The sequence below is a fragment of the Paraburkholderia sp. GAS448 genome, assembly GCF_050435685.1.
Classification (GTDB): Bacteria; Pseudomonadota; Gammaproteobacteria; order Burkholderiales; family Burkholderiaceae; genus Paraburkholderia.
In genome coordinates this window covers 21,710-39,408 of the sequence record NZ_JBNDKT010000002.1, presented here as the reverse complement: position 1 = coordinate 39,408, position 17,699 = coordinate 21,710, and the positions used below count along the sequence as shown (strand labels likewise).

Annotated in this window: 15 protein-coding genes; 1 reads left to right on the top strand and 14 read right to left on the bottom strand. The window is 63.3% G+C overall.

The window, feature by feature from the left end:
* Nucleotides 1-2: 2 nt before the first annotated feature.
* The 11 genes from bioD to P3T23_RS03780 all read right to left on the bottom strand — a co-directional run bounded on the left by bioD (nucleotide 3) and on the right by P3T23_RS03780 (nucleotide 12,954).
* Nucleotides 3-722, bottom strand: a complete 720-nt coding sequence (gene bioD / locus P3T23_RS03830) for a dethiobiotin synthase (protein ID WP_429314877.1) — start codon at nucleotides 720-722, stop codon at nucleotides 3-5.
* Nucleotides 719-1,909, bottom strand: coding sequence for an 8-amino-7-oxononanoate synthase (bioF, locus tag P3T23_RS03825; RefSeq protein ID WP_429314876.1), 1,191 nt, complete (start codon nucleotides 1,907-1,909; stop codon nucleotides 719-721). Before bioF ends, bioD begins: the two co-directional genes overlap by 4 nt.
* The gene (bioA, locus tag P3T23_RS03820; protein WP_429314875.1) at nucleotides 1,909-3,255 is read right to left on the bottom strand and encodes an adenosylmethionine--8-amino-7-oxononanoate transaminase; all 1,347 of its coding nucleotides are present in this window, start codon (nucleotides 3,253-3,255) and stop codon (nucleotides 1,909-1,911) included. Before bioA ends, bioF begins: the two co-directional genes overlap by 1 nt.
* 1,004 nt (nucleotides 3,256-4,259) lie before the next feature.
* Nucleotides 4,260-5,564, bottom strand: a complete 1,305-nt coding sequence (locus P3T23_RS03815) for a dienelactone hydrolase family protein (RefSeq protein WP_429314874.1) — start codon at nucleotides 5,562-5,564, stop codon at nucleotides 4,260-4,262.
* 448 nt (nucleotides 5,565-6,012) lie between these two features.
* Nucleotides 6,013-6,465 (bottom strand): YchJ family protein, encoded by a 453-nt coding sequence (locus P3T23_RS03810; RefSeq protein WP_429314873.1) that lies wholly within the window; start codon nucleotides 6,463-6,465, stop codon nucleotides 6,013-6,015.
* A 7-nt stretch (nucleotides 6,466-6,472) separates the two neighbouring features.
* A complete protein-coding gene (locus P3T23_RS03805; protein ID WP_429314872.1) occupies nucleotides 6,473-7,603 on the bottom strand; it encodes an acyl-CoA dehydrogenase family protein in 1,131 nt (376 codons plus the stop codon).
* 15 nt (nucleotides 7,604-7,618) lie between these two features.
* Nucleotides 7,619-8,296 carry an SDR family oxidoreductase gene (locus P3T23_RS03800; protein ID WP_133661625.1) on the bottom strand — a complete coding sequence of 226 codons (678 nt, stop codon included), beginning with the start codon at nucleotides 8,294-8,296 and terminating at the stop codon, nucleotides 7,619-7,621.
* A gap of 122 nt (nucleotides 8,297-8,418) precedes the next feature.
* Entirely contained in the window at nucleotides 8,419-9,612 is a 1,194-nt protein-coding gene (locus P3T23_RS03795) for an acetyl-CoA C-acetyltransferase (RefSeq protein ID WP_429314871.1), read from the bottom strand.
* Nucleotides 9,605-10,381 carry a carbonate dehydratase gene (gene can, locus P3T23_RS03790; RefSeq protein WP_429314870.1) on the bottom strand — a complete coding sequence of 259 codons (777 nt, stop codon included), beginning with the start codon at nucleotides 10,379-10,381 and terminating at the stop codon, nucleotides 9,605-9,607. The genes P3T23_RS03795 and can overlap by 8 nt, the downstream gene beginning before the upstream one ends.
* Nucleotides 10,382-10,481: 100 nt before the next feature.
* Nucleotides 10,482-12,308, bottom strand: coding sequence for a bifunctional isocitrate dehydrogenase kinase/phosphatase (gene aceK / locus P3T23_RS03785; RefSeq protein ID WP_429315337.1), 1,827 nt, complete (start codon nucleotides 12,306-12,308; stop codon nucleotides 10,482-10,484).
* A 193-nt stretch (nucleotides 12,309-12,501) separates the two neighbouring features.
* Nucleotides 12,502-12,954, bottom strand: a complete 453-nt coding sequence (locus P3T23_RS03780) for a MerR family transcriptional regulator (RefSeq protein WP_429314869.1) — start codon at nucleotides 12,952-12,954, stop codon at nucleotides 12,502-12,504.
* A 181-nt stretch (nucleotides 12,955-13,135) separates the two neighbouring features.
* Here P3T23_RS03780 and P3T23_RS03775 point away from each other — a divergent pair, with 181 nt between their 5' ends.
* On the top strand, nucleotides 13,136-14,206 hold the full coding sequence (locus P3T23_RS03775) for an MBL fold metallo-hydrolase (RefSeq protein WP_429314868.1): 1,071 nt from the start codon (nucleotides 13,136-13,138) through the stop codon (nucleotides 14,204-14,206).
* A gap of 84 nt (nucleotides 14,207-14,290) precedes the next feature.
* On the opposite strand, the gene P3T23_RS03770 is transcribed toward P3T23_RS03775, so the two are convergent.
* From P3T23_RS03770 to P3T23_RS03760, 3 genes are all read right to left on the bottom strand, one after another.
* A complete protein-coding gene (locus tag P3T23_RS03770) occupies nucleotides 14,291-15,877 on the bottom strand; it encodes an ABC transporter substrate-binding protein (protein WP_429314867.1) in 1,587 nt (528 codons plus the stop codon).
* Nucleotides 15,878-16,102: 225 nt separating this feature from the next.
* On the bottom strand, nucleotides 16,103-16,918 hold the full coding sequence (locus P3T23_RS03765; RefSeq protein ID WP_429314866.1) for a helical backbone metal receptor: 816 nt from the start codon (nucleotides 16,916-16,918) through the stop codon (nucleotides 16,103-16,105).
* A gap of 3 nt (nucleotides 16,919-16,921) precedes the next feature.
* Nucleotides 16,922-17,692: an SDR family oxidoreductase gene (locus tag P3T23_RS03760; protein ID WP_429314865.1), complete on the bottom strand. Its 771-nt coding sequence runs from the start codon at nucleotides 17,690-17,692 to the stop codon at nucleotides 16,922-16,924.
* Nucleotides 17,693-17,699 lie beyond the last annotated feature (7 nt).

Here is a 17,699-nt window from a genome sequence, read left to right as displayed (position 1 = left end):
GTTCAGGGCTGCGCCGCGCGCAGCGCCTGCAATAAGGTGGCAGTATCGAGGTGGCCGGCCGCGACCTCCGGCGAAGCGGGATCGAGACGCGGCACGACGCCGAGCAAGGGTGCGTTGTACTGGCGGTCGAGACGATCGCGGATCGCGGCGATGTTCTCGTCCGCGAAAGCCATCGCCGGGTCGACTCGGTTCGCCACCCATCCGGCGAGGCGCAACCCGCGCGCGGCGATGGCCTCGGCGGTCAGCAGCGCGTGGCTGATGCAGCCAAGGCGCATGCCGACGACCAGCACCACCGGCAGATTCAACGCGAAGGCGAGGTCGGCGGTGTCGTGCGCATCGGTGAGCGGCACGCGAAAGCCGCCCACGCCTTCCACGACGACGATGTCCGCCAGCTTCAACGCCTGCGCATGGCAATCGACGATGCGCGCGATATCGAGCGTGACGTTTTCCTGGGCGGCCGCGATATGGGGTGCGGCGGGCTCGCGAAGCAGGAACGGCGTGCGGATGTCGGGTGGCAACAGCACGCTTGCCGCTGCGTCGAGCTGATCGGCGTCTTCGTTATGCCACACACCATCGCGTTCGAATGCGCCGGCGGCGATCGGCTTCATTGCCGCCGCGCGCAAGCCATCGCGCGCGAAGGCGCGCAGCAACGCGGCGGATACCAGCGTCTTGCCGATTTCGGTATCGGTGCCGGTGACGAAAAGGGACAGCGGCGCGCTCATGCGTGGCCCTCGCTGGGTTGCGCGAGTTTGAGCGCAGCTTCGAGCCGGTCGAGATCGTCGTGCGAATGCGCTGCCGACAGCGAGACCCGCAGACGCGAGGTGCCCGCAGGAACGGTCGGCGGACGGATGGCCGGCACCCACAGGCCGGCGCGATCGAGCGTAGCGGCAATCGCGAGCGTCGCTTCGTTCGAACCGATGATGAGCGGTTGCACGGCCGTATGCGAATCGACCGGCAGCCAGCAGGTTTCCTTGAGCATCGCACGCGTACGTTCGATGAGCGTCTGCAGGTGCGCCCGCCGCGCATCGCCTTCATCGCTGCCGATGATGCGCAGGCTCGCGGACACCGCATGCGCGACTGCCGGGGGGGACGCCGTCGTGAAGATGTACGGCCGTGCGCGCTGCACCAGCCATTCGACCACCGTCTCATGCGCGACGACGAATGCGCCGGACACGCCGGCCGCCTTGCCGAGCGTGCCGATCATCACGAGATGCGGCGAACGCAGCGCTTCCCACGCAAGCGCGCCGCGCCCTTGCGGGCCAAGTACGCCGAAGCCGTGCGCATCGTCGACGACGAGCCATGCGCCATGCCGCTCGGCCAGCGCGAGGAGCGTTGCGAGCGGAGCGATGTCGCCGTCCATGCTGAAGACGGTGTCGGTGACGATCATCTTTGTCGCGGCGTCCGACGCTTCGAGCATCGCGCTCAACGCTTGCGTGTCGGCATGCGGATAAACCTGGATGTCCGCGCGCGAGAGCCGGGCGCCGTCGATCAGCGACGCGTGATTGAGCGAATCGGAAAAGAGCGTCGTGCCGCGGCCGGCCAGTGCGGTCAGCGCCGCGAGGTTCGCCATATAGCCGGTGCTGAAGTAGAGCGCGCGCGGCGCGTCGACGAAACCGCCGGCGAACGCGGCGAGGTCGTCTTCGAGCTGGGCATGCGCGCGCGAATGACCGCCGAGCAGATGCGAGCCTCCGCTGCCGGCACCATAGCGTCGCGCGCCTTCAGCGATCGCCGTGACGAGTTGTGGATGCGCGGCGAGGCCCAGGTAGTCGTTGCTGGCGAAACCGATCATCTCGCGACCGTCGACCGTCATGTGTGCGGCGCATGCGGTGTCGGCCGTGCGCCGGCGACGGCGCAGGCCGTGTTCGTCGAGATCCTTCAGGGCCTGCGTGAGGTTATCGATCAATAGCATCAGCGAACCTCCTCAAGCGTCGCATCGAAGGTTTCGCGGGTGCGCGAGGCGAGCAGCGCGAGTTCAGCATCATCGAGTATGTAGGGCGGCATCAGATACACGGTCGTGCCGATCGGACGCAGCAGCAGTTCGCGCCGCAATGCGTTTTCGAAGAAGCGGCGCGAGAAGGTTTTTGCCTGCTGCGGATCGTCGATGACCGCGTCGAACGCGAAGATCGTGCCGCACTGGCGCAGATGGCGTACCTGCGGGTGTGCCGCGAGCGGTTCGAGCGCTGCACGCAGCGTCGCGGATTTCTTCGTGTTCATGGCGAGGACGCTATCGCTCGCGAACAGATCGAGTGTGGCCAGCGCGGCGCGGCACGCGAGCGGATTGCCCGTGTACGAATGCGAATGCAGGAAGCCGCGCGCGGTGTCGTCGTGGTAGAAGGCTGCGAAGATTTCATCGCGCGACAGCACGATCGAAAGCGGCAGATAGCCGCCGCTGATGCCCTTCGACAGACACAGGAGATCCGGCCACACGTCAGCCTGTTCACACGCGAAGAAGGTGCCAGTGCGGCCGCAACCGACGGCGATTTCATCCGCGATCAGATGGACGTCGTACTGGTTGCAGAGCGCACGAAGGCCGGCGATGTACGACGGATCGTGCATGGCCATGCCGGCCGCGCATTGCACGAGCGGCTCGACGATCAGTGCGGCGATCTGCTTGCCGCGCGCGTCGAACAGCGTGCGAACGTCTTCGAGCGCGCGGCGCGCGACATCGGCTGCCGTTTCGCCGTCGCGTGCGAGCCGCGCGTCAGGCGACGCGACGACGTGGGCGTTGCGGATCAGCGGGTCGTAGGCGTCCTTGAAGAGGGCAACATCGGTGACGCCGAGCGCGCCGATGGTTTCGCCGTGATAGCTGTTCGCGACGCAGACGAATTCGCGCTTCCCGTCGTGTCCGCGATTCTTCCATGAGTGGAAGCTCATTTTGAGCGCGATCTCGACCGCGGAGGCGCCATCGGACGCGAAGAACGCATGACCGAGCGCGTGTTGCGTGAGTACCTGGAGACGCTCGGCAAGTTCGATGGCGGGCTCGTGCGTGCACCCCGCGAGCATCGCGTGTTCGAGCGTATCGAGTTGATCCTTCAGCGCCGTGTTGATACGCGGGTTGGCGTGGCCGAACAGGTTGACCCACCAGGAGCTGATGGCGTCGAGATAGCGACGGCCTTCCTGATCGTAGAGCCACGCGCCGGCACCGCGCGCGACCGCGATGAGCGGAAGGCGTTCGTGATGTTTCATCTGGGTGCAGGGGTGCCAGACGGCACGCAGGCTGCGTGTGACCCAGTCTTCGGTTGCTAGTGTGTTCAAACCAACTCCAGGGCATGAGTGCGCAAATGCGACGAGGTAATGGGCTCGCGCTGCCTGTTGCAAAGGTCATGCGAATGCTTGAGGCGAAATTCGGGACGGCTCGCGTGCGCGCAGGAATGCAGCGACATGCTTGCGCGTTGTGGATCTTTTTTATGTGATCCGGAACGGCGATTGATGTGCCGAATGCTTGCTTGTGGATCGGGGGCGGCATCGTGATTTTGGGGCATCGCGACAGCGCGCCAGGCGCAATCCGGCGGCAGCGGGACTGAGATTAGCGCTTTATTTGAGTGAATGCACCAGGGGGCGAGGAAGGGTTTGGCTGTTACTTTTTTGTAGTTTTGGGCTGTTGCGTTCAGGAGGAATCGGTAGTGGTCAGATCGGTTCTGATGGACGGAGTTGGCGACGGCAAAGTGAGACGCCCTTATGGGAAAAAATCTTTGCCTGGATCGATTGGTGGGGAACCGGCATGCGGCGGTGTCTTGGCCGTTTGAGCTACTTTGGGTTGAGGCGGTGGGGTGCGCACCCGAATTCACGCGACCTGTGCGTGCGATTACGGACCCGAATCGGAAGGCAAAACTAGTGAAGGGTGAAGAAGATGCTGAGTCGCACGGAAACGCTTCGCCTGCCGCTGCCGCGTTGAATACCACCGCGAAGCAAGCCGGTCCGCGACGCACATCGTGCGGAGTGGGATGGATGAGCCCTTTGTCACGGGCGGAACTGCGCGAGGGACGGTCTGGCGTCGGACCTATGTCGTATCCCTGCGAGGGCGACACTTCATTGGTGGCCAATCCCCGTTAGTGACACACCCTGAAGAGGTGAGATTTCGAAGCGCCTTTCTTTTGCCTACTTTTCTTTGGAAGACAAAGAAAAGTAGGTGCCGCCCCGCACAGGGGCAACGCCAATAAACCAGAAGCAAAACAAGGAAAGGCACCAAGGCCACGCAGCCGAGCAACTTACGAGATCAAGAAAGCGCAAACCCTTCGAACATCACCAAACGAAAAAAATCACTCGCGACTGGCAATCGCGTGCCTCTCCTCGACGGAGCCATCGGCAGATGAAGAAGAACCCGAAGCCGCACCATCAGCGGCAGTCTGAGTCCCAGCCCCATTCTTCCACACCACAGCTTCATTCACGGCATAGAGCCTGCAAGGATCGGAACTCTGCTTCTGGCAATTGGCAACTGCCACCGACATCGGATCGTCGCCACCTTCAGCCCACGACCACGCGCCAGAATTGGAAACAGCAAAAGCGCGGCTGGGATACTGATGCAAAAAGTTGCGATAGCCACTGCGCCCGGCTTCATCGACAAAAGGCACAGCATCGACGGCATCGAGAGCGGCAAAGCCGCTGGGCTTCGGTGCGACCGGATCGGCAACCCGATATTGCACGCCGGTAGGCATCCCGACACGGGCAAGGAACGTTTCGACAGCAGGCCACCAGACACGCACGCCATCGCGGTCTCCAACCAGCCGGTGGGCGTCATTCTTGTACTTGCCGAAATCGACGAACTTCGCGCTGGCGCCATGCTCCACGTAAGCCGTGTACATTTGTCCGACCAGCGCCGACGGCCAGATCGTGTCGTTGTCGCCATAGAGCCACAGCGACGGCACACGCGTCTTCTCGCCATAAGCGTTAAACGCGTGGGTGAGATTGCCTTGCCAGTCCGCACAGGAATCCTGCCGCAGACCACCGGAAAAGTTGATCAAAGCCCGCACGCCCGGAGCCGCATCAGGACCGTACGCCATCGTGGCAAGGCCGCCGTGCGAAGTCCCGGACACGACGATGTGCTGCGCGTCGACGTAAGAGATCTTCGACATGTAGTCGACCGTCGCTGCGACATCAGCGGCCTGCGCGACGCCATTGAGCTCGACATTGCAGCCTTCCTGCTCGTACGTGCCGTCGGACCCGGCGAAACCTCGCCGGTTAGGCGCGACCACCACGTACCCGCGCCGCACGAACTCCCGTGCGAGCGGCAGCGGATCGCTGCGCTCCTGCCGGCGCGGATCGCCCTGAATCTTGCCGTGATTGAAAACAATCATCGGAAACGGACCAGGACCGTCGGGCTTGTAGACCGTCGTTTCGAGGGTAAGGGTGCCGGTCGCATCAACCGGGATGCGAATGACCTTTTCGTTGAGACTGGCCGCCACCGAGGGCAGATAGGCGTCGTCGTCGAGAGCGAGGCGCGGCACCTTGGCGCTGGCGAGGGGGCCTGCCTGCGCGTCAGGGAGTGGATCGGCGTGGACCGACGGCACGGCAAACACCGCACACGCCATCACTGCCCAACCGGTCAAAATATTCCTGAACGACATCCGCTATGCCCACCCGCCTTAAATGTCTGCTGAAAAATCCATGACTGTTTGTGAATCCTGACGAAATCATTTCGGTGCCCTTTCGGACAACAAAAAATTCTCTCGCATGTGGCGCGTAAGCGCACGCACACGGGTCGATATCGCACGGGATTAACCGAAAGCCAGTCAGCGCGCGGACCTCACGCGCCGATATTGAGCGTCACCTGAAAAGCTGACGCTGCAAAATCCATAAGAGGCATCCTGGCACGACATAATTGATTTGTGCAATTCAGGAGAACCCCCTAAGCGCCCGATTTCTCGATGAATTTTTCAGTTCGACGCAGACGCGCAGGAGGGGCGAGGCGGACCGGCGCTCTGGCCCCGAATGGTGCTGTGGCGTGCGCCCAACGCGGTTTTCAGGCGGGTTTTGAGGGCCGTATGCAGGAACGGATTTAACCGCGTTGCGATGTCAGCGCTCGCTTACGTCGCCGTCGACGTAGCGCCAGCGATGGTCTACGCCGCGCAGAAAACGGCTGACTTCGTGCAGCCGGTGCGCCCGCCCGCCGACTTTGTAGCGCGCGATGAATTCGACTTCGGCGTGGGTGTCGTCGATGGGCGTGAAGCGTTTGATCTGCAGGCCGAGCCAGCGTGGGGCGTCGGCGGTGTCCGGGTTCGCGTCGAGGTCGGGCGGGCAGGTTTGTTCAGCCCATGTTGCGCGCAGGTAGGCAGTTTCCCCGAGCACATACGCGCTATAGCGCGAGCGCATCAGTTCCAGCGCGCTCGGCGCGGATTCGGCGCCGTCAATGAAGCGGCCGCAACATTGCGCGAAGCGAGGCGGCTTCGCATCGCTACGCGCGCCCGGTGCGGCACCGCCGCACGGGCAATCGGACGGCCTTTTTGCAGCGGAAGCAGGAGCAGTCATCAAAGGGTCAGGTGAGGCCGCGTGCAATCAGGATCTTCTGGATATCGCTCGTGCCTTCGTAGATCTGGCAGACGCGCACATCGCGGTAGATGCGTTCGACCGGAAAGTCGCTCAGGTAACCGTAGCCGCCATGAATCTGCAGCGCGGCTGAGCAGATCCGCTCCGCTGCTTCCGAGGCGAACAGCTTCGCCATCGCCGCCTCGGTCAGGCACGGCTGGCCGGCATCCTTCAGCGACGCAGCGTGCCAGATCAACTGTCGCGCGGCCTCGAGTTGGGTGGCCATATCCGCGAGCCGGAACTGCACCGCCTGATGCGCGAATAGCGGCTGGCCGAAGCTCTCGCGCTCTTTCGCATAGGCGAGCGCCGCCTCGAACGCCGCACGCGCCATGCCGACGCTCTGCGCGGCGATGCCGATGCGTCCGCCTTCCAGCCCCGACAACGCGATGCGGTAGCCTTCGCCTTCGGCGCCGATCAGGTTCGCGGCGGGCACACGGCAGTCTTCGAAGACGATCTGCGCCGTATCCGAAGAGTGCTGGCCGAGCTTGTCTTCGAGCCGGGCGACGACGTAACCCGGTGTCTTCGTCGGAACGATGAATGCGCTGATGCCGCGCTTGCCGGCAGTTTTGTCGGTGACAGCCATCACGATCGCCACGTCGCCGTTCGCGCCGCTCGTGATGAACTGCTTGACCCCATTGAGCACGTACGCGTCGCCATCGCGCGTCGCGGTGGTGCGTAGCGCCGATGCATCCGATCCGGCCTGCGGTTCAGTCAGACAGAACGCACCGAGCATCTCGCCGCGTGCCAGCGGCGTGAGCCAGTCGCGTTTCTGCGCCTCGTTGCCATACGTGAGCAGAATGCTGCATACCGGGCAGTTGTTGACCGAGATCGCCGTCGACGTGCCGCCGTCGCCTGCCGCGATTTCCTCGAGGATCAACGCAAGCGCGAGCGCGTCGAGTCCCGCACCGCCGTACTCTTCCGGCACCAGCACGCCGTACGCACCGAGTTCGGCCAGTTGCCGGTGCACATCCTTCGGAAAGGTGCGGTCGCGGTCCCATTGCGCGGCGTACGGCGTAACGGCATCACGCACGAACGTGCGCACCGCGTCGCGGACCATCAGGTGATCCTGGTCAAGCAGCATGATTCGTCTGTCTCCTCACCACTCGAGTGGCGTACCGTCGTACTGATAGAAGCGGCCGTTGAACGCGGCATGGGCGCCGGCCGCCTGGGCGAGCACATCACGCATGCCGGCGACGCTGCGCTCCGGATCGATCGCGGCCTGTGCGCCGCCCATATCCGTGCGCACCCAGCCCGGATGCAGCGCGATGCACGCCGCGCTGCGTGTCTGCAACGAGGCGATCTTGATCGCGTCGTTCAGCGCCGCCTTGCTCGCGCGATACAGCCAGCCCGTGGTGCCGGTGGCCTCGTTGAGGCTGCCCATCTTGCTCGACAGCACGGCCAGCACGCCACCGGCGTCTTCGACGAGGGGCAGCAGCATCGGGATCAACTGCATCGGACCGCGCACGTTCGTGATCATCACGTGATCGAAGTCTTCGGCCGTGATCGTTTCGATGCCTTCGGTGCGCGGGCCATAGACACCGGACACGATCACCGCCGCATTCAGCGGCTCACCGTCGAGCTTCCAGCCAAGCGCAGCGATTTCCTCGGGCTCGGTGACGTCGAGCGGGAAGGTCTCCGCGCCGAGGTCGGCGAGTGCGTCAAGCGAGGCGTCGTCGCGCGCGGTGGCGAGCACGCGCCAGCCGGCACGTTTGTACTGGCGGGCGAATTCGCGTCCAATGCCGCGGGACGCACCTACGATCAACACGGTTTTCATGGGCTTACCTCGCTCGCCGTTCGATGATATGGATTCGGACCTTGATGTTTGCCGGGACTCGCGAGAGACGTGATGAGCAAATACGCGAGCCGTGCGCAACAGGCGCGGCTCGCGCCGGGCCGTTACACCAGTTCGACGCCCATCGCCGTCGCCTCGCCGCCGCCGATGCACAGGCTCGCCACGCCTCGTCTCAGCCCGCGCTGCTTCAGCGCGCCGATCAGGGTAACCAGAATCCGTGCGCCGGACGCACCGATGGGATGACCGAGCGCACAGGCTCCGCCGTTCACATTGACCTTGTCGTGCGGCAGGCTGTGTACCTTCATCGCGGCCATGGTGACGACAGCGAAGGCTTCGTTGATCTCGTACAGATCGACGTCGTCCGCGCGCCAGCCGTTTTTCTCGAACAGCTTGCTGATTGCACCGACCGGCGCCGTCGTGAACTTCGCCGGTTCCTGCGCAAACGTCGTGTGACCGACGATGCGGGCAAGCGGCGTCACGCCAAGCTGCTTTGCGGTCGACTCGCGCATCATCACGAGCGCGGCCGCACCGTCCGAAATCGACGACGAGTTGGCCGCCGTCACCGTGCCCGTCTTGCTGAAAGCGGGCTTGAGCGTCGGAATCTTGTCGAGGTTCGCCTTGAACGGCTGCTCATCGCGGTCCACGCTCACTTCACCTTTACGGCTCTCCACGGTGACGGGCGCGATTTCCCACGCGAACGAGCCGTCCTCGTTTGCGCGCTTCGCGCGTTGCAGCGATTCGACTGCGAATGCGTCCTGTGCCTGGCGGGTGAAATCGAACGAGCCGGCGCATTCCTCGGCAAACGTGCCCATCAGACGGCCCTTTTCGTAGGCGTCTTCAAGGCCGTCGAGGAACATGTGATCGAGTACCTGGCCGTGGCCCATGCGCATGCCGGCGCGCGCCTTCGGCAGCAGATACGGTGCATTCGTCATGCTCTCCATGCCGCCGGCAACCATCACGTCGACCGAGCCGGCGATCAGCATGTCGTGCGCGAACATCGCTGCGCGCATGCCGGAGCCGCACATCTTGTTGACCGTCGTGCTGCCCGTGGCGAGCGGCAGACCCGCGCCGAGCGCAGCCTGGCGCGCCGGCGCCTGGCCCTGGCCGGCTGGCAGCACGCAGCCCATCACCACTTCGTCGATCTGTTCGGGTTTCAGCCCGGCGCGCTCTACGGCGGCCTTGATCGCAACCGAGCCGAGCTGCGGCGCGCTTAGCGTGGCGAAATCGCCCTGGAACGCCGCCATCGGCGTGCGGGCGACCGAAACGATCACGACGGGATCATGTTTTGTCTCACTCATGTTTCAGCTCCTTGATGACACCTTCGACCACGGCGGGCACGTCGCCGAGCTGCGCAGCGTCGGCGGCGACCACGTCGTTGTCCGCTTCATGTGCGCGGCTCGCCGATACGGCGGCCACACAATGCTCATAGGTCGCGGCCAGCGCGCCCGGTTCGTTGATCGTCATGCCGAGATTGCGCACCCGGCCGTCGTGGACCCCGTAAGCCCAACCATGCACGGTCAGTTCCTGACCGCGCGCCCACGCGTCGTTGACGATCGTCGTGCGGCACACGTTGACCACCTGTTCGATCGTGTTCAGCTCCACGAGCCGCCGGTGCCGTGCTTCGCCCATCGGCCACTCTTCGAGGAGCGCGGCGTGCTTCGCCCGCACGTCCTGAATGTGATGCAGCCAGTTGTCCGCGAGGCCGACGCGCCGGCCGTGCAGCGCCGCGCCGACGCCCGAACAGCCGTAGTGGCCCACCACCATGATGTGCTTGACCTTCAGCAGATCGACGGCGAACTGGATCACCGACAGGCAGTTCAGATCGGAATGCACGACGACATTCGCGATGTTGCGATGGACGAACACCTCGCCCGGCGGCAAGCCGATGATCTGGTTTGCTGGCACACGCGAATCCGAGCAGCCGATCCACAGGTATTCGGGCGTCTGCTGGTGGGCGAGGCGCGAGAAATACTCGGGATCCTCCGAGAGCTTGCGTTCGACCCACGCCTCGTTGTTTTCGAACAGTTGGGCGAGCGGGTTGGCAGAAGGTTGAGCGTTCGTAGTCATGATGCGTCGTGTCAGGTTCGGGGCCGAAGAAGCGGCATGGTTCGTAGCGGAAGCAGCGGAAGTAGCGGGCAAGGCGGGCGACGTGCGGTGCGCATGATGCTCACGCGGCACGCATGGCGCGCTCGCTGTCTGTATCCTGCGGCGCGCCGTCCTCACCGGCAAAGCGCGCGGGGTACCGGACGCAGAAACGCATACTCCGGTCATACGGGAAAAAATCGGGCAGTTCGCCCTTCAGTAGATGATCCTTGTGCTTTTGCCAAAGCTTTGGGTCGAAGAAGTCGGCGTGATGCTTCATGAAGCTCGCCCGCACCCGCGGATCGCCGAGCAGGAACGTGCCGTACGTCTCCGGAAAGATGTCGTGCGGGCCGACCGTGTACCACGGCTCGCCCGACATTTCGTCTTCTTCGTAGCGCGCCGGCGGAACGGCGCGCACGTTGCAGTCGGTCAGATATTCGATTTCGTCGTAGTCGTAGAACACGACGCGGCCATGGCGCGTCACGCCGAAGTTCTTGTACAGCATGTCACCCGGGAAGATGTTCGCCTGCATCAGTTCCTTCACCGCGTTGCCGTATTCCTTGATGCCATGGTCCACATCCGCATCGGTCCCGTTTTGCAGGAACAGGTTGAGCGGCACCATCCGGCGTTCGATATAGAGATGCTTGATGACGAGGTTGTCACCCTCGTATTCGAGCATCGACGGCACTTCCTTTTCGAGTTCGCGGATCAACGCGTGGTCAAGCCGGGACAGCGGCAAGGCGACGCTCGAATACTCGAGCGTGTCGGCCATCCGCCCAAGGCGGTCGTGTCGTTTGACGAGCTGATACTTCTGCTGGATCTGCTCGCGCGTGGTTTCCTTGGGGAGCGGAAAGCGGTCCTTGATGAGCTTGAACACGTACGGAAACGATGGCAGCGTGAACACCAGCATCACCAGCCCCCGGATGCCCGGTGCGATGATGAACTGATCGCTCGAATGCGACAGATGGTGCAGCAGATCGCGATAGAACAGGTTCTTGCCCTGCTTCTGCAGGCCCACCGACGTATAGATTTCCGCCTTCGGCTTGCCCGGCATGATCGTGCCGAGAAATTCGACGTACGCCGACGGCACTTCCATATCGACCAGAAAGTACGAGTGCGAAAAGCTGAAGATGATCAGCAACTGGTCGCGCTGGAGCAGCACGGTATCGAGTGCAAGCACGCCCGGCCGCGTGTGACGCACCGCCACGGCGAACGGCAGCAATGCGTCGCCATTGATGATGCGGCCGACGATATAGGCCGACTTGTTCCGGTAGAACAGCGACGACAGCACGTGAATCTGGAAATTGGCGGCTTCCACGAAATTGCCGAATGCGTCGCGGATCGCCTGTATCACGCAGCCGACGTCGCGCGTCAGATCCTCGAACGGCGGTTCCAGCTGGAAGTTCGTGACGATGCGCTCGAGCGTCGCGGCAAGACCATCCTTGCCCGGGTAATACGCCCGGTAGGTCGGCTTGGCGGCGGGTTCGTCGTTCTCGATGTACTCGGTCGAAATCGCCGGCCGCACGAAGATGAAGTCGTTGTTGAAATACGAGCGATGCAGGATCTTGCAGCAGACCGAATTGAAAAACGTCTCCGCGCACTCGGGCTGGCGGTGCGTCGTCAACAGGCCGATGTAGTGCAGCTTGATCTGCTGCCAGACTTCATCGTCGATATTTTCCGCGTCGTACTCGTCTTCGAGCAGAACGACGCATTCTTCGACGCGTTCGTCATACGACGTGATGCGCTCGCGCGCGAGCCTTTGCAGACCGTGCCAGTCGCCGGCTTCGAAGAGGGTCCTGGCGTGAATCGCGGCTTCGCGAAAGATCCGGTAGTGCCGGTCGAAACCTTCGAGCATGGTCTGCGCGACATCGAAGCCGATCTGCGACGAGAGCAGTTTGGGAAAGTGATTCATGTCGACCGTGCGTGCGTCCAGTGTCGTGAAGACACCCGTCATTGTATCGTCCGGGTGCGGCCGCGAGGCTATTCGGCGTCGGGCTTGCGACATGCCGGCGTTGGCATGTTCGCGGGCGTTCGCCGCCTTTCAGACTATTTCCGTTCAATGCTGCGCAATGCAGCGGTTCGTCGCGCGATCTCGCGGCAGACTTTTATTCGGAGGCGGTTTTCTCCTTGCGCCGGGAAAGTGGTCGCGGCGCGCCGTCTTCCGCTTCGGGCCGTGTGCCGCCTTCAAGCAAGGCACGCGCCTGCGCTTCATATTGCGCCAGATCTTCGAGTGTCGCGTTCAGATCTTCCAGCTGTCTTTCGAGCACTTCGCGGTGGCGCGTCACCGTCGCGAGGAACGCGTTGAGCTGCGGCACGGTGTCGGTCGGCGATTCGTACAGGTCGAGCAGATCGCGGATTTCCGACAGCGTGAAGCCGAGCCGCTTGCCGCGCAGCGTCAGCTTGAGCCGTGTGCGGTCGCGGCCCGAATACACGCGTCGCAGACCGCCTGAGCCTTCGCGGCTCGGCGAGAGTAAACCCTGGTCTTCGTAGAAGCGGATCGCGCGCGGCGTCACGTCGAATTCACGTGCCAGTTCGGTGATCGTGTATTGCGTGTTCATCGGAGGTGTCCGTCGGGGTACCCGGCTGGCTGAGCAAAAAGCGGATTGGACGTAATATCGACGTTTACGTTATCGTCAACCTGAACAAAGCGCAACTACGCGACGCACGCGGCGAGTGGCAAACCGTTTTGTCACGGTTTTGCCGCGCGCGAATCGCGCAAGCAAGGAGAAGACACCCCCAATGAACGCACTTGAACACCAGCTCGACTATCCCTTCAGCGACACACTTCCGGAACCCGGCCAGGCGCTCGAAGTGGCGCCTGGCGTGCACTGGTTGCGCATGCCGTTGCCGTTCGCACTCGATCACATCAACCTGTGGCTGCTGCGCGACGAAATCGACGGGCAAGAGGGCTGGACGGTCGTCGATTGCGGGGTTGCAACCGACGCGATCAGGTCGAACTGGGAAAAGGTGTTCGATACGGTGCTGGACGGCTTGCCGGTGTTGCGCGTGATCGTCACGCATTGCCATCCGGATCACCTCGGCCTCGCGGACTGGATCTGCACGGGTGGCGACAGGAAACGCTGGGACGTACGGCTGTGGATTTCGCTCGGCGAGTACCTGCTGGGCCGCGTAATGGCGGCTGGAGACGGTTCGAACGCAGGCGGAGAGGGCGCGGCCCGTCACTTCGCGCGGCACGGTTTGTCCGATGAAGCATCGCTGGACAAGCTGCGCAATCGCACAAGCTACTACTCGAATCTCGTGCCCTCGATACCGCGCCAGTACCGGCGGATGCGCGAGGGCGATGCGCTCGCGATCGGCGGCCGTACGTGGCGGATCGTGACGGGCTACGGTCATTCACCTGAACATTGCGCACTGCATTGCGACGAGACCGGCCTGCTGATTTCCGGCGATATGGTGCTGCCGCGCATTTCGACGAACGTGTCAGTGTTCGATATCGAGCCGGAAGGCAATCCGCTTGCGCTTTATCTGGATTCGCTGAAACGCTACGAAACGATGGCCGCCGACACGCTCGTGCTGCCGTCGCACGGCAAGCCGTTTCGCGGTGTTCGCACGCGTATCGGACAACTGCGTGATCACCATGATGCGCGGCTCGCCGAGGTGCGCGCCGCATGCGCAGAGAAGCCGCAGAGCGCGGCGGATATCGTGCCGTTGATGTTCAAGCGTCAACTCGATATTCACCAGCTGACGTTTGCGATGGGTGAGGCGCTCGCGCATCTCCATCTGCTGTGGCTCGCCAGTGAGTTGAAGCGCACGCATGACGCGGATGGTGTGATCCGGTTTTCTTCGTAACCGTCGCCGAGCCGCAATGCGCTGCAAGGAAACAGGCCCGGTGCATCGCAACCGGGCCTGTTTTTTTATGCGCAAGAGGTTCTTTTACTGCACGTTCACGGTCGTAAAATTCTGCCGGCCGAACGGGCTCACGTTATATCCGCTTACGTTGGTGCGCGTGATCGCTGCCGCAGTCGGATACCCAAGCGGAATCCACAGCGCCTGATCGTGGATGATCTTCTGCGCCGCTTCATACGCCTTCGCGCGCTTTGCCTGATCCGGCGTGGCCTTGCCTTCGGCGATCAGCTTGTCGAGCTGCGGATCGCAGTAGCGTGCGAAGTTGATCCCTGACTTCACCGCATTGCAGCTAAAGAGCGGCGACAGATAGTTGTCCGGATCGCCATTGTCGCCAGCCCAGCCCATGAACAGCGTGTCATGCTGGCCCTGCTTCGCTTCCTTGATCAGCTCGCCCCACTCGATCACCTTCACGTCTGCCTTCACGCCGATCTTCGCGAAGTCCGCCTGCAACAGCTCCGCGCCAGCCTTCGGATTCGGATTCAGCACGCTGCCGTTCGGACGCACCCAGATCGTGGTTTCGAAGCCGTTTGCGAGGCCCGCATCGGCGAGCAGCTTCTTCGCCTTCGCGACATCGTACGGGTACGCCTGGATCGACTTGTCATAGCTCCAGGTGTTCGGCGGATAGGGATTGGTCGCGGGCGACGCCGTGTTGTCGAACACGGTTTTCAGGTACGTCGGCCGATCGAATGCCATGTTCAGCGCCTGACGCACCTTGGGATTGTCGAGCGGCTTCTTCTCCGTGTTCAGGGCGACGAACGCCGTCATGAACGCCGGCGTCTGCACCACTTTAAGCGCCTTGTCGGTCTTCGCATCGGCGACGTCCTGCGGCTTGGGCGACAGCGCGATCTGGCATTCGCCTGCCTTCACCTTCTGCGCGCGCACCGTTGCGTCCGGCGTGATCGCGTAGATCAGGCGGTCGATCTTTGGCTTCGGGCCCCAGTAGGTCGGGTTCACGTCGTAACGGATCACCGCGTCTTTCGTGTAGCTCTTCAGCACGAACGGGCCGGTGCCGACCGGCTTCGCGTTCAGGTCGACCTCTTTGCCGGCCTTCATCAACTGGTCCGCATATTCGGCGGAATAGATCGACGCGAAGCCCATCGACAGGATCGGCACGAAGGTCGCGTTCGGTTCGTTCAGTTCGAATTTGACGGTGTTGTCGTCGACCTTCGAGACGGACTTGACCAGCTTCACCAGACCCATCGACTGCGCGTGCGGGAAGCCGCTCGCGCCCGCCACCTTGTGCCACGGGTTGCTTTCGTCGAGCATGCGCGCGAAGGTGAAGACGACGTCGTCGGCATTGAGCGCGCGGGTCGGCTTGAAGTAGTCGGTGGTCTGGAACTGCACGTTCGGACGCAGATGGAACGTGTAGGTGAGGCCATCGGCGCTGACGTCCCACTTCTCGGCGAGCGCGGGCACGACCTTCCTTGCGGCTTCATCGTATGAAACGAGCGAGTTGAAGATCACATCGGCCGATGCGTTGGTCGTGACGAGCGAGTTGAACTGGACGACGTCGAAGCCATCCGGGCTCGATTCCGTGCAGACGGTCAGCGGTTTGGCGAGGACGAGCGCGGGCGCTGTAGCGAGCAGGGCGGCAGCGAGCAGTTTGAAGCGCATAGGATCTCCGATAGCAATCGTGGTCGGGCAGTTCGTCGGATTCGTTGCATGACGGCAACCGGCGCGGCTGCACATCTTTTTATTCTGGTACGTTTTTGGCTCGGGCGCTGCGTCCAGGCTGGCGCGCCCGCCTGGGAGAAAGCTTATCGAAGGGTGGTTGCAGCGACAACAACTTAATCGGCATATCCATATTGGGCGCGCATTCGCGCCTGCGATCGGCCCGGCTTAACTGGCCGATGCGAGCCTCGCCAGATAACCCACGCCTTCGATTGCCCGCACGCCGTACCAGGACACCAGTTCGCCGTCGATCAGCTCGACGCGTTTTCCTGCCAGCCGCGGGTCGCGCTCGAGCGCAGCGCGATGGGCTTCGGTGAAGCGGTACGGCTCGCTCGACAGCAGCACCCGATCGACGTCGGCGAGCCATGGTGCGTCGAGATCGAAGACAGGATAGCGGTTTGCGCCTGCGCGCCCGCCATGCGCCGCCGGCAGTGTCTGCCAGTTGACAAGCCGAAGCATCGCCGAGATGTAGGTGTTGCGCGCAACCGTCATCCATGGGTCGCGCCAGATCGCGTACAGCACCTGCTGCGTCGGCCACGCGTGTTGCCCGGTTTCCTGCAGCCGCAATTCGAGCGTTTCTGACAAACGCTGCGCTTCGGCGCCGCGATCGAAGATCGTGCCGAGCAGCGTATAGAGTGCGAAGTTGTCCTGCGGCGTCAAGGGATGCGTCACGACGACGTGCGGAACGAAGGTGCGCAGGATATCGACGGTCTCTGCTTCGTTCTCGTCGATGTTGACGATCAGATGGGTGGGCTGCAGCGCGCGGATCGCATCGACCTTGACCGCCTTCGTGCCGCCGACTTTCGGCACCCGGCGCACACGATCGCGCGGATGCACGCAAAACCCGGTGCGTCCCACGATCTGCGAGTCGAGCCGTAGCGCGAATAGCAACTCGGTAATGCTCGGCACGAGCGAGACAATGCGTGCGTCGGGCGCGGCCGGTTCGTGCACGACACCTGCTGCGTCGAGCGCACGCGTGCTCATCGATTATTCGGACGCACGCGGCTTGCGCGGCGCCTTTTCGAACAGCATGTCGTAGAGCCAGCGCGGCAGCACATGCAGCACGGCTGCGGCGACGCGCATCTGCCATGGATAGACCGCAAACGACGCCTTGCGGGCGATCGCGTTGGCGACCTTCGCGGCAAAGCGGTCGGCATCCATCAGGAAAGGCATCGGATACGGATTGCGCGCCGTCATCGGCGTGCGGATATAGCCGGGCGCGATGGTGACCACCGCGACGCCCTGGGGCCGCATCTCGACGCGCAGCGCTTCGAGATACTTCTGCGCCGCCGCCTTCGAGGCGCTGTACGCGCCGGACCCCGGCAGCCCGCGCACGCCCGCGAGGCTCGCAATGCCGACCAGCGTGCCCTTGCGCGCGGCAACCATGGCGTGCGCGAACGGCTCGAAAGTGGCGACCATGCCGAAGTAATTGACGTCCATCACGTCGCGGAACGCACGGAGATCGCCGTGGCCAGTGACCGCGCCGTGACTGATGCCGGCGTTGGCGATCACGACATCGGGGCAGCCGTATTGCGAGATGAACTGTTCTGCCGCGGCGGCAAGCGCGTCTGCGTCGCGGACATCGGCGGGATAAATGGAGATGGGATGCTGCGGATGGGCCTGCTGAAATTCGGCGAGCGCGTCGCCGCGACGGGCGACGAGGCCCAGAACGGCGCCGCGCCGCACATATTCGGCGGCGAGCGCGAGGCCGATGCCGCTCGACGCGCCGGTGATGAAAACCTTCAACGGTGTACTCATGCCGGCG